Origin of the sequence: Phenylobacterium sp. (assembly GCF_036495085.1) — a bacterium.
Lineage (GTDB): Bacteria > Pseudomonadota > Alphaproteobacteria > Caulobacterales > Caulobacteraceae > Phenylobacterium.
Genome location: NZ_DASXNL010000034.1, coordinates 1 through 11,964 on the forward strand (window position 1 = coordinate 1; position 11,964 = coordinate 11,964).

9 protein-coding genes are annotated in these 11,964 nt (G+C 67.7%); 6 read left to right on the forward strand and 3 right to left on the reverse strand.

The annotated features are described in order from the left end of the window. Positions 1 to 239: 239 nt before the first annotated feature. On the reverse strand, positions 240 to 2,636 hold the full coding sequence (locus tag VGI62_RS05555) for a penicillin acylase family protein (protein WP_331503404.1): 2,397 nt from the start codon (positions 2,634 to 2,636) through the stop codon (positions 240 to 242). Between the two features lie 121 nt (positions 2,637 to 2,757). Between VGI62_RS05555 and VGI62_RS05560 the strand changes: the two genes are divergently transcribed. After that, the gene (locus tag VGI62_RS05560) at positions 2,758 to 3,126 is read left to right on the forward strand and encodes a VOC family protein (RefSeq protein ID WP_331503405.1); all 369 of its coding nucleotides are present in this window, start codon (positions 2,758 to 2,760) and stop codon (positions 3,124 to 3,126) included. 2 nt (positions 3,127 to 3,128) lie between these two features. Here VGI62_RS05560 and VGI62_RS05565 read toward each other — a convergent pair whose 3' ends face one another. Next, complete coding sequence (locus VGI62_RS05565; RefSeq protein ID WP_331503406.1) at positions 3,129 to 4,472, reverse strand: sorbosone dehydrogenase family protein; 1,344 nt, start codon at positions 4,470 to 4,472, stop codon at positions 3,129 to 3,131. 129 nt (positions 4,473 to 4,601) lie between these two features. Here VGI62_RS05565 and VGI62_RS05570 point away from each other — a divergent pair, with 129 nt between their 5' ends. The 3 genes from VGI62_RS05570 to VGI62_RS05580 all read left to right on the forward strand — a co-directional run bounded on the left by VGI62_RS05570 (position 4,602) and on the right by VGI62_RS05580 (position 9,083). Further along, positions 4,602 to 5,780, forward strand: coding sequence for an acyl-CoA dehydrogenase family protein (locus VGI62_RS05570; protein ID WP_331503407.1), 1,179 nt, complete (start codon positions 4,602 to 4,604; stop codon positions 5,778 to 5,780). A gap of 6 nt (positions 5,781 to 5,786) precedes the next feature. Next, entirely contained in the window at positions 5,787 to 6,869 is a 1,083-nt protein-coding gene (locus VGI62_RS05575) for an acyl-CoA dehydrogenase family protein (protein ID WP_331503408.1), read from the forward strand. Positions 6,870 to 6,956: 87 nt separating this feature from the next. Continuing rightward, entirely contained in the window at positions 6,957 to 9,083 is a 2,127-nt protein-coding gene (locus VGI62_RS05580) for a serine hydrolase domain-containing protein (RefSeq protein WP_331503409.1), read from the forward strand. Between the two features lie 13 nt (positions 9,084 to 9,096). Here VGI62_RS05580 and VGI62_RS05585 read toward each other — a convergent pair whose 3' ends face one another. Beyond that, the gene (locus VGI62_RS05585) at positions 9,097 to 9,282 is read right to left on the reverse strand and encodes a DUF3008 family protein (RefSeq protein WP_331503410.1); all 186 of its coding nucleotides are present in this window, start codon (positions 9,280 to 9,282) and stop codon (positions 9,097 to 9,099) included. 91 nt (positions 9,283 to 9,373) lie between these two features. Between VGI62_RS05585 and VGI62_RS05590 the strand changes: the two genes are divergently transcribed. After that, positions 9,374 to 11,068 (forward strand): carboxylesterase/lipase family protein, encoded by a 1,695-nt coding sequence (locus tag VGI62_RS05590; protein WP_331503411.1) that lies wholly within the window; start codon positions 9,374 to 9,376, stop codon positions 11,066 to 11,068. 150 nt (positions 11,069 to 11,218) lie between these two features. Then, positions 11,219 to 11,964 (forward strand): trypsin-like peptidase domain-containing protein (locus tag VGI62_RS05595; RefSeq protein ID WP_331503412.1); only part of this gene is annotated, 746 nt, incomplete at its 3' end.

Consider the following 11,964-nt stretch of genomic DNA (forward strand, 5'->3'; position numbering starts at 1 on the left):
AGCACCTCGGAAAAGCAGCGCACGAGGGCGTCGCGGTATTCCGGCTGCGCGAGAAAGTGGGCCCGGTTGGTCATGGCGGTCTGCGGTTCGGCCTCGACGGTTGTCGCCGCGGCCGAGAGCGCGACCGCACCAAGGCAGCTCCGCCGAGTGATCTTCTGGGCCATCGCGATGCTCCGTTGCGCAGCATCTATGTGGACCTGATCTGCTGACAGCATGCTGTCAGGAACGCGCGGTCAGCCTTACTTGGCGGGCTCCAGGCTGATCACGGTTTCCGCGTCCCGGTTCACAGCGGCACGGCTGAAGTCGAGCGGGATATAGGCGCCCGTCGCCCAGAGCGGGAAGAGATCGCGGTAGTGAGGGCTGAAGGGGTCGCCCGACTGGCCGGGCGTATTGACAGCCACGGAGTTGTCCCAGGCGCCGACGTCCATCACCAGCCGCACCGAGGCGCCCGCGGTCTGTCGGAAGTCCGACGGGCGATAGGTGGCGGCGCGCGGGCTCGAGGCCGAGCCCGGAATTTGCAGGGTTCCCGTCGCCATCTGTTCGGCGAGCTGGCTATCGGCCAAGACCGCTGCGGCCGGCTCAAAGCGAGCGTGATGCAGCCGCCCCCAGGACCAGGTCGCCATATCCGGCCCCAGCCGGTTCTTGAGCTCGGTCACGGCCGCCCCGAGGCTACCCAGCAGGATCGCGTCGCGGGTGGGCGCCGCCTCGGGCGTCTCCAGGTAGGAAATCACCGCATCGAGCTGGCCGGAGCCAACCAGGACGCGCGCGGCCTGCGGCGTCGCAGACGCTACGACGGTGTGCCCCAGATGATTGGTCGCCCAGACCTGGTAGATGGCGGCCGCCGCACTTGCGGTCGTCTCGTCATTGTCCCAGGACCTCAGGAGTTCGATCGCCCTGGCGACCTCCGGATCGGCGGAGGAGACGTGCGCCAGCAACGCGATCGTCCGGCGTGAGAGGTCGTCATGGCTATCGGTCTGTAGGGCCATGGAGTCGGCCAAAGTCGCCTTTGGCGTGGTCGCCAGCACCTCCTTGATGCGGTTGATCCGCGAGCGGTCGCCCCACTCAAAGCCCACGTGGCGGCTCTCGTCGGGATAGCCGGCGGGCAGGTTCATTTCGTTGGCTGTGGCGAAAAATCCCTCGGGCGGATTGTGCGCCGCGGGCAGTTGCGCCCCGGGCATCAGGCCCGCCCACTCGTAGCGTCCGTCGCCCGGCACCGGCATGAGTCCGTCCCAGTTGGACCTGGCCGGCGTCAGTCCCGCGGCAGACCAGCCGATTTCGCCTGAGGTGTCGGCGAAGATCAGGTTCAGCGGCGGCGTGCCCCACGCCTCCTGGCCGCTCTTGAAGTCAGCCCAGGACTTCGCGCGCCACATCCGCGACGAGCCGAAATAGCCCGAGGCGCCTGGCAGGTTCCAGACGGTTCGCATTGCGAAGGCGTGTCCGGCCGTCTCGGCGATCACCGGGCCGTGGCGGGTGAATTTCAGCGTCACGTCCCGCGGCGCTTCGCCTTTCACCTCGATGGTCTCGTGGACCACCTTCATCGGCTCGAAGCCACCCTTGTATCGATAGGCGTCGGCTTTGGTGTCGTAGACGTAGAGGTCCTCCTGATCGATGTAGAAGATGGTCAGGCCCCAGGCCATCTGGCGGTTGTGCCCGAAGGAGACGCCGGGCAGGGCGGGCTCACCGGCGCCGATGATGTCTAGGTCGGGCGCGTTCAGATGGACGATGTAGCGCAAGGAGGGAACGCCCACTGGCCGGTGCGGATCGTTAGCCAGGATCGGCCGGCCCGTAGCGGTGCGCGAGGGCGCGATCACCCAGTTGTTGGAGCCTTCGTTCTGGGCGGCGTCCAACGCCTGGGCGAGTTGCACCTGGGCCGGCGCCTCGGCCTTGCGGCCGCCGCTCGCCAGGGCCTCGAAACTGACGGGGCCGGTGGCCAGGAGGTAGTCCTTCAACACGTCGGCGGGCACCACGCAGGGGTCGAGGCCGGCTGGAACCACGGTCGCGTGCGGGGGCTCCAGCTTACGGCGCAGGCGGTCGGCCGGCAGCCCTGCCGCGCAGGCGACCTGAGCGCGGGCGACCTCCGAGGCGACGTTGGAGACCAGAGCATGGCTGCGGATGCGCAGTATGTCCTCAGGCGCCCAGGCCTCCGGCTGGCTGGCGCTCAGTCTGAACTCCACCGGCAGCGGCCGCTTGCCGGCCTTCACTTCGGTCACATAGGCGTTCACCCCGGCCGCGAAGGCCTCGACCGCGGTCCGGGCCTGCGGGTCATAGGACGCCCATTCCGCCGCCATGCCGCCGCGGTAGAGGAACAGCCTCGCCGCCCTGTCCTGAGCGACGTAGGTCGGCCCGAAGCTCGCGGAGAGCCGTCCAAGGCCGCGCTTGCGCCAGAGGTCGATCTGCCAGAGGCGATCGCGCGCGGCGTTGTAACCCTGCAGGAAGAAGGCGTCGCGCGCGGAGCCGGCGAAGATGTGCGGTACGCCCCAATGATCGACCACGATCTGCGCCGGCGCGGCCAACCCCGCCACGGTCCTGGCCTCGCGCTTCACCGCGCTCGAGGTGGGCGCATCCTGCGCCGCTGCAGCGGTGGCGATGCAAGCCGCTGCAATAGCCGACACCGCCGCCGCTCCGAGCGTTCCCATGAGATCTCCCCCCCGCTGCCTCCTGAAGAGTTGACGACAGATCGGTCGCTTCGTCCACGCAGGCTTGCGGTTCCCTGTGGGTCAGACCTTAGAGTGCGCGCATCAGAAAAAGGGGAACGCCATGATCGCCTACGCCACTATCGGAACCAATGACCTGGATCGCGCCCGCGGCTTCTACGACGCGGTGATGGCGCCGCTCGGCGGCAAACGCACCATGGCTTTCGAGCGCATGCAGTTCTACGGCGGCGTCGGCCAGTCGATGCTGGCGATCTGCAAGCCCTATGACGAGAAGCCGGCGACCGCCGGAAACGGCTCGATGTTCGGCCTGCCTGCCGCCAGCCGCGGGGCAGCCGACGCGGCCCATGCCGCCGCCCTTGCCGCCGGCGGCTCGGATGAAGGGGCGCCCGGTCAGCGGATGGACGGCTTCTACGGGGCCTATTTCCGCGACCTCGACGGCAACAAGCTCTGCGTCTTCTACCCCGGCAAGTAGGCTCAGTTCGCCGGCCGGGAGCCGGCCGGCGTCGAGCTCACTCGCCAGACGATGCCGCCTACGTCGTCGGCGACGAGCAGAGCGCCGGTCTTGTCCATCACCACGCCGACCGGCCGACCCTGGATCCTGTCGTGTTTGTCCAGGAAGCCGGTCAGGAAGGCCTGGGGCGCGTTCTGCGGGCGTCCGCCCGAGAACGGGATGAACACCACCTGGTAGCCATTCAACGGCTGACGGTTCCAGGAGCCGTGCTGTCCGATGAAGGCGCCGCCCCGGTATGAAGCCGGAAAGGAGGCCCCGGTATAAAACACCAAGCCCAGTGCTGCGGTGTGCGCCCCGAGGCCGAAGTCCGGCGCGACGGCCTTGGCGACCATCTCCGGATTCGCAGGCTTGGCGCGCACGTCGACATTGTGGCCCCAGTAGCTCCAGGGCCAGCCATAGAACGCACCGTCCTTGACGCTGGTCAGGAAATCCGGAGGCAGGTCGTTGCCGATCTCGTCGCGCTCGTTGGAGACGGTCCACATCACGCCCGTCGTCGGCTCGAAGTCGATGCCGTTGGGATTGCGGATGCCGGAGGCGAAGATCCGCGGCTTGGCGGTGGCGATGTCGTATTCCCAGATCGCTGCGCGGCCGGCCTCGTTCTCCAGGCCGTTATCGCCGACGTTCGAGTTGGAGCCCACGGTGGCGTAAAGCTTCGTCCCGTCGCGGCTGGCCACCACATTCTTGGTCCAATGGTGGTTGATCGGTCCGCCCGGCAGGTCGAAGACCTTAGCGCCGGTTCCTGTGACGGTCGTCTGGCCCGCCGCATAGGGGAAGCTCACGACGCCATTGTCGTTGGCGACGTAGAGGGTGGAGCCGACCAACGTCATGCCGAATGGCCGGGTAAGGCCCTGGGCGAACAGCATTCGGCTCTCAGCCACCCCGTCGCCGTCGCTGTCGCGCAGCAAGAAGATCCGGTTAGGGCTGGCCTGTGTTGAGCCGACCTTCTTCATCAGGAGCTTCTGGAAAAAGCCCTTGATCCCCTGGTTTGACTTGTCCGCGGCAGAGGGCTCCGAAGCGGACTCCGCGACCAGCACGTCGCCGTTCGGCAGGACATAGAGCCAGCGCGGGTGGTCGAGCCCTTCGGCGTAGCGGGTGACAGTGAAGCCGGGCGGTGCCTTGGGTGCGGCGCCCGGCGCCCAACCCACGACCTTGGGAATACCGACGGTGGGGATCGCAGTCTTTACGGGCGCGGGCAATGGCGGATTGGGGCCATATCCTGCCCACGGGTTGGACGAACCCTTCGGCATGGTGCAGGCGGCGAGCGCAAGGGCAGCGAGGCTGGCGGCGAAGAGGGCGTGTCGTGTCATCCGGGTCTCCCTATCGGTCTTATAACCAAGCTTCGCCGCAAGCGTTGCATGCGTCACGACCCGCTGACGTCGCGGCGCCGTTGCGCGCGGGGCGGAAAGGGGCTCACCTGAAGGTAGGGAGCAACGACCATGGATTTGAACGAAACGCCGGAGATGGCGGCGTTCCGCGGCGAGGTGCGAGGCTTCCTCGACACCCACCGCGACAGCTACGCGGGCGGAGCCGCCAAGGATCCGTCGGCTTGGCAGCGACTGCTCATCGAGCATGGCTATGCCGCGCGCACCATTCCGCGAGAGTACGGTGGTTTCGGCGCCGAGCCCGATATCCTCAAGGGCCGGATCATCGCCGAGGAGTTCATCGCCGCGGGCGCGCCTCGCGGAATGGCCGGGCAGGGCATCTCGATGCTGGTCCCCACTTTGCTGGAGGTGGGGTCGGAGGAACAGAAGCGCCGCTGGATCGGCCCGACCCTGCGCGGCGAAATCATCTGGTGTCAGGGCTACTCCGAACCCGGCGCGGGCTCTGATCTCGCGAGCCTTCAGACCAAGGCGGTTGAAGACGGCGATGACTTCCTGATCTCCGGATCCAAGATCTGGACGAGTACGGCGGCGCAGGCGCAGATGATGTTCTGCCTCGTGCGGACTGAGCCTGACGCCGCCAAGCACGAAGGCATCTCATACCTCCTGATCCCTATGTCGACGCCGGGCATCGAGGTGCGGCCCTTGAAGACCATGACCGGGTCGGCCGAGTTCAACGAGGTGTTCTTCACCGACGTGCGGGTGCCCAAGGACCAGGTGGTCGGCGGGCGTGGGCGGGGCTGGTTCGTCGCCAACACGACGCTGAAACACGAGCGCGGGATGCTGGGTGATCCCAACGCTACAGAAGCTCGGCTGAACGCCTTGATCACATTGATGAAAACCGAGGAGGTGGATGGCCATCGGTTGATCGATAACCCGATTTTCCGCGACCGTCTGATGCAGCTTCAGGGCCGAGTGCTGGCTATGAAATTCAATGGCTTGCGCCTCATCACCTCACAGCTCACGCAGGAACCTTCCGGGCTGGCCGGCCTGGTCGTCAAGCTCCAGGGGTGTGAGCTGAACCATCAGCTGGCGGCGCTGGCGATCGATGCGCTGGGCGAGCTCGGCATCCTCTATCACGACGGTCCGCACCTCAGGGCCAAGGGCTCCTGGCAGCGCAGCTACATGTTCGATCTCGGCCTGATCATCGGCGGCGGCACCGCCCAGATCCAAAAGAACATCATCTCCGAGCGAGGCCTGGGCCTGCCGCGCGAACCGAAGCCGGCGGGGGCCTAAGCGACGATGGATTTTTCGATCACCTCCGACCAGCGGCTGATGCAGGAGAGCCTGACGCGGACCCTGGCCGAGGCAAGTTCGCTTGACCGCGTGCGCAGGTTTGCCGGCGACCTCGGCGACAAGGGGGCGGACGTCTGGCGGGCGCTGGCCGACTTCGGTCTTGCCGGGATCGTTGTTCCGGAGGCGTTCGGAGGCTTGGGCCTGGGCCTGCTCGACGCCGCCCTGGCCTCCGAGGCGCTCGGCCGGGCGGTTGCGCCTGTGCCGTTCATGGGTGTCGTGCTTGCGCCACTCGCCCTGACGCGCGGCGGCTCGGAAGCGCAACAGCAGGAGTGGCTGGCGAAACTTGCGTCCGGCAAGGTCATAGCCGCGGCGGCGATCTCCGAGCCGATCGCCGGCGCCAGGGACGGAGCCGGCGTCACCGCGTCAGGGGGAAAGCTTACTGGCAAGGCGCTGTTCGTTCCGGGCGGCATGGCGGCGGGACTCCTCGTCGTCGCCGACCGCTCCGGTGGCCTGCACCTGGTGCGCGGCGACGCCGCCGGGCTGACGCGGGCCCTGATGCCGGGGATCGACGAGACACGGCGTCTTGCAGAACTCACCTTCGATGGTGTCGCCGCCGAGCCGCTGAGCGGCGGGCCGGAGTTGCTCGCGGCCCTGCGCGATGCCGGCTGGGTGCTGGTTGCGGCCGACACCCTGGGTGCGGCCGAGGCGATGCTCGACAAGGCCGTCGCCTACGCCCAGGAGCGGCGCCAGTTCGGGCGCGTCATCGGCTCGTTCCAGGCCGTCAAGCACCTCTGCGCCGAGATGGCCGCCGAGCTGGAGCCTTGCCGGTCGCTGGTGTGGTACGCGGCCTACGCGTTCGACGCGGTCCCGGGAGAGACTTCCCTGATGGCGGCGCACGCCAAAGCGCTCACCTCCGAGGTTGGCCGCTTCGTCGCGCGCACATCGACGGAGGTGCATGGCGGCATGGGCATCACTGACCTCCTGGGCCTGCATTTCTGGTTCAAACGGATTGGCGCGAACCGTCAGCTCCTCGGCGGACCCGAGCGGGTGCGCGAGTTCGCCGCCAGGCTGCAGGGACTGGCGGCTTAGATCTGGGGAGGCCCTGCTTGACACAAGCGCGCGCCAGTCGATTGCATCTATGGATGCATAGCGGCTGACGCGCCGGGGATTTTTCCAATGAGCCGAGGGTCGAACCTGCGTCTGGCGGCCGCCGTTGTCGTGGCCCTCGGCTTTGCCGCGTCCACGCGCGCCGAGGAGGCCGCAGGAGACTGGCTGGGGACGCTCAAGACCAGGCAGTTCGGCGATCTCACCATGGCGCTCCATCTGCACAGGGCCGCCGCAGGCTACGAAGGCACGCTGGACGATATCGAGCTGGGCGTCCGGGGCATGGTGCTGACGGGGGTTGAGGCCTCCGGCGACCATCTGACTTTTGATATTCCGGCCGCTCGCGCGCGATATGACGCAACGTGGGACCCGGCCGCGGGCCAATGGGCGGGGACCTGGACCTCGGGGACCACGACGGGCCTCCCGCTGCGGCTGGCGCGAGGCCTGCCGGCCCCTGCGCCAAGGGTTGAGGGCCTCGACGGAGACTGGCAGGGCGCGATCAACGCGGGCGCCGCAGGTCTCCTGCGCCTGGTCTTCCATATCCGGACAGGGTCGGATGGCACTCAGGTGACCGTCGACAGCCCGGACCAGGGCGTGATGGGGGCGCCCGTCACGGGCGTGCGTCGAACCGGTCGCGATATCGATATCGACATGCGCGCACTGCAGGCCCGTTTCGTCGGCGAGCTTTGGGATGACGGGAGCGCCGTCCAGGGCGAGTTCACCCAGGGACCAACCCTGGCGCCCATCATCCTGAAACGCACAAGCGATGCTCCTCTGGGCCAAGTCTCGGCGCCTGCGCCCAGTCCTCCGCCCAAGACCTGGTCGATCCCCGACGATGCGGCGATCAGGCAGGTGCTTGTGCGCCGCATCGACACCGAGCGCCGCGGCGTCGGCATCGTGGTCGGCGTAATTTCGCCGAAGGGGCGGCGCGTCGTGGCTTACGGTTCGTCCGACATCGGCGACCGGCGAAGCGTCGACGCAGACACGCTTTTCGAGATCGGCTCGATCAGCAAAACCTTCACCGCGCTCGTCCTGCAGGACATGGCGCTGCGTGGGGAGGTGGGGCTCGACGACCCGGTGTCAAAGTACCTGCCGGCCGGGGTGAAGGTTCCGAGCCGTGGAGGCAAGGTGATCACCCTGCGCGAGTTGGCCATGCATACCGCCGCCTTGCCGCACGACCTGCCGAACCTGGCGGCCAAGCGGCAAGATGAGATGCTGGCGGGGACCAGTGAGGCCGACCTCTACAAGTTCCTGGCCTCCTATCAGCTGCCACGCGACCCCGGGACGGAGTGGGAATACTCCAACCTGGGCGTTGGCCTGCTGGGGATCGCGCTCAGCCATCGCGCCGGCGTGGATTTGGAGACGCTGATCCGTCAGCGTGTGACGGGTCCCCTGGGCATGACCTCGACGGTGATGACCGTCACGCCCGAGCTCAAATCTCGTCTTGCCACCGGTCACGACGCCTTCCTGCGCCCCGAGCCGCCGCTGGACATCGGCCCCGCGGAGGCCGCCGCAGGGCAGATCCGCTCCTCCGCCAACGACATGCTGAAGCTGTTGGCCGCGGAAATGGACTACACCAAGACGCCGCTCAGGCCGGCGATGGACGCCATGCTGGCAACCGAACGGGCCGGCATGCAGGGCGGCTTTCGCCAGGCGCTGGGCTGGATGATCCTGGAGATGCCGAGCGGCCGCCTGGTCACCCACTCGGGCGGCACCTTCGGTCATCGCGCGTTCACCGCTTTCAACCCGAAGATGCGCGAGGGCGTGATCGTGCTTTCCAATGCCGAGGGGGCTAACGGCGCCGACGACATCGGCCTCTACGTGATCGCCGGCGTGCCGATCCGCCCCCTGCCGCCTGCACCCCCGCCGCCGGCGGCCCGCTCGGCCCGCGCCGACCTGCCGATCACCGCGGCGGCCGCGAAGCCCTACCTCGGCCGCTACCGCCTGAGCCGCAGCATCTTCATGACCATCGGCTATAACGCAGACCATATGACGTTGTTGGTCGAAGCCAGGGGGATGGCTGGACCGCCGCTCCCCATCGCATCTCATGGCGGGAACGATTTCTCGGCGCCGAACGGCGGCGGCGATGTGGGCGACATGACGTTCCAGCTCGGCGCCTCGGGCCGCGCTTCCGGCTTTATCTGGCGAGGCCCGGCCGGTGAGTTCCGGCTAGGTCGGGACGACCAGGCCTCGCCATGACCGGGGAGCGGTCCTACTTGTGCGCGACGTGTTCCGGCTTTCCCCTCCGCTTGGTGTGAGCCATCTTCTCCAGTTCCGCCTCGCTCATCGACAGCATCGATTTCGAAGCGCCTTTGAGCTTCGACCTCGGCGTGTCGCCGCGCTTTGCCGAGAGGGCGGCGCCGGCGGCTTTCTGCTGGGCCTGGGATTTGGCAGGCATGGGAGTATCTCCTCGGGTTGTGACGAGAAAACCGTCAATGGCGTCAAGGGTTTCAAGCTCAACGTTGCGAGTCGCGCCGCAGGGTGATCGGATGCCCGCCAACGAGAAGGCGGAGGGGCGGGTGGGGAAAACGAGCAACGGGGTGGGCCGACGGGGTTTGCTGACGGCCGGCGCGGTGGGCGGGCTGCTGGCGGCGGCGCCGGTCGGCGGGGCCTTGGCCAAGCCAGGCGGCAGCGGCGGGGCGGCGCGGCTTTCCACACCGCCTGAAGCGGTCGTCGAGAGCCAGTCGGGCAAACTCCGAGGCGTGGTCCGCGATGGCGTCTTCGTCTTCAAGGGTATCCCCTATGGGAAGGACACCGCCGGCGCGGCGCGCTTCTTACCGGCGCAGCCGGTGGCGCCCTGGAAGGGCGTGCGGACGGCCCTGAGCTACGGCCCCTGTTGCCCGCAGGCGGTGCGCGCCGGCTGGAAAAGCGACGAAACCGCCTTCATCTACGACTGGGACGACGGCTACCCAGGCGAGGATTGCCTGCGGCTCAACATCTGGTCGGCCGGTGTCACCGGCAAACCCAGGCCGGTGATGTTCTGGATCCACGGCGGCGGCTACGAGGCCGGCTCGTCGCAGGAATTGCCAGCCTATGACGGTGAGCGGCTGGCACGGCGCGGCGACGTGGTGTTCGTGTCCGTCAACCACCGCCTGGGCCCGTTCGGCTTTCTGGACCTGTCGCAATTCGGCGCCGCGCGATACGCAATGTCCGGCAACGCGGGCCAACTCGACCTCGTGACGGCGTTGGAGTGGGTGCGCGACAACGTCGCAGCGTTTGGCGGCGACCCTGGAAACGTGACCATTTTCGGGCAGTCGGGCGGGGGTGCGAAGGTGTCCACCCTGATGGCCATGCCCTCGGCCAAGGGCCTTTTTCACAAGGCCATCGTCGAGAGCGGCTCGCTGCTGAATGTCGGGGACACCGGTTACACCAGGCGCCTGGCCGAGGCCGTCCTGAAGAATCTCGAGATCGCGCCGGGCGACCTCGACAAGCTGGGGGCGGTGCCGCCTATGGCCCTGGTCGCAGCTGGCGACAAGGCGAAGAACGCCATGCCCAAGCCACCACCGGGGACGATCAACCTGGGCTGGGCGCCGGTGGCCGAGGGCCACGCCATTCCAGGCCCGACCTGGGCCGCAGGCGCGCCCGCGCTTTCACTCGGCGTGCCGATGATCATCGGCACCAACCTCAACGAATATTCGCCCAGCCTCGGCAACGCCGCGCTTGAGGATATAACGGAGGAAAAGGCGAAGGGGATTTCGGCCACAGCGATGGGCGGAGCGCCGACCGCCGCCTGGGCAGCGTTCCGTCAAGCGGATCCGAAGGCCAAGCCGGTGGAAATCCTGTCTCGCGTCGTCTCGGCCATGTTCCGGGCGCCGGCTGTGGTGCAGGCGCAGGCCAAGGCCAGGCAAGGCGGGGGCGGGGCCTACCTCTATCGCTTCGATTACAATCCGAAGACCGTGCTGGACGGCCGGGTGCGCGCCTTCCACTGCGCCGAAATGGCCTATGCCTTCGACAATGTAGATCGCTGCCTGAACGCGACAGGTGGAACCCCAGAGGCCCGCGCCTTGTCGGCCCGCATGGCCGACGCCTGGATCGCCTTCGCCCGCACCGGCGACCCCAACCACCAGGGTCTGCCGCACTGGCCTGCGGTCAGCACGACAACGACGCCCAACATGCTGTTTGACGCCGTCTGCAAGGTGCTGGACGATCCCGACCGGGCGGAACTGGCGGCCCTGAAGGCCTAGCCACCAGCCCCCACGGCAAACCGCCTCAGGCCGCGGTTACGCCGTAAACTCGTCGAAATCCGCCATCGGTCTGCCCACTGATCGCCATCGGACAGCGCAATCTGGCAGCGGACTGGCGGCTATCATAGCCTCCTGAAGGGTCACCGAAAGATGAGAGATTACAGATATTTCATGAAGGCCGGCGCTGCGGTCGCCGCACTCGGTCTCGCCGGCGCCGGCGGCTATGTGGCGCGAGCCGGCGTGGGGGCGGACGGCGCGGTGAACGCGCGGCCCTTCTCGGCGCCTTCCGCGGGCGCACCAGCCTCCTTTGCCGACATCATCCAGCATGTCGCACCTGCCGTGGTGTCGATCGAGGTCGAGGGCAAGGCCGGTCCGCAGCGGGTGTCGCAGTCGGGGCCCGGCGCAGACGAGGACGGCGGCGACGGCTTGCCGCCGGAGCTGCGCCGCTTCTTCCAGCAACAGGCGCCGCAAGCTCAGCAGTCTGTCCCGATGCGTGGCGCCGGGTCGGGCTTCTTCATCTCGCCGGACGGTTACATCGTCACCAACAACCACGTGGTCGAGAACGCCGACAAGATTACGATCCACATGTCCGACGACCGCACGCTGAAGGCCCGCCTTGTCGGTCGGGACCAGGCGACCGACATCGCCGTGATCAAGGTGGAGACGACGGGGGCGCCCTTCGTCAGCTTCGAAGACCGCGCCAAACCTCGGGTCGGAGACTGGGTCGTGGCGGTGGGAAATCCCTTCAACCTCGGCGGCACGGCGACGGCCGGCATCATCTCGGCGCTCGGGCGCCACAACGTCTCCGGCTCCAGCTACGTCGACTTCATGCAGATCGACGCGCCGATCAATCGGGGTAACTCCGGTGGGCCGACGTTCGATCTCTATGGCCGGGT

Excerpts from the sequence above, each read along its gene's own strand:
- VGI62_RS05555 (WP_331503404.1), bottom strand. The coding sequence starts at position 2,636 with ATGGGAACGCTCGGAGCGGCGGCGGTGTCGGCTATTGCAGCGGCTTGC.
- VGI62_RS05560 (WP_331503405.1), top strand. The coding sequence starts at position 2,758 with ATGATCGCCTACGCCACTATCGGAACCAATGACCTGGATCGCGCCCGC.
- VGI62_RS05565 (WP_331503406.1), bottom strand. The coding sequence starts at position 4,472 with ATGACACGACACGCCCTCTTCGCCGCCAGCCTCGCTGCCCTTGCGCTC.
- VGI62_RS05570 (WP_331503407.1), top strand. The coding sequence starts at position 4,602 with ATGGATTTGAACGAAACGCCGGAGATGGCGGCGTTCCGCGGCGAGGTG.
- VGI62_RS05575 (WP_331503408.1), top strand. The coding sequence starts at position 5,787 with ATGGATTTTTCGATCACCTCCGACCAGCGGCTGATGCAGGAGAGCCTG.
- VGI62_RS05580 (WP_331503409.1), top strand. The coding sequence starts at position 6,957 with ATGAGCCGAGGGTCGAACCTGCGTCTGGCGGCCGCCGTTGTCGTGGCC.
- VGI62_RS05585 (WP_331503410.1), bottom strand. The coding sequence starts at position 9,282 with ATGCCTGCCAAATCCCAGGCCCAGCAGAAAGCCGCCGGCGCCGCCCTC.
- VGI62_RS05590 (WP_331503411.1), top strand. The coding sequence starts at position 9,374 with ATGCCCGCCAACGAGAAGGCGGAGGGGCGGGTGGGGAAAACGAGCAAC.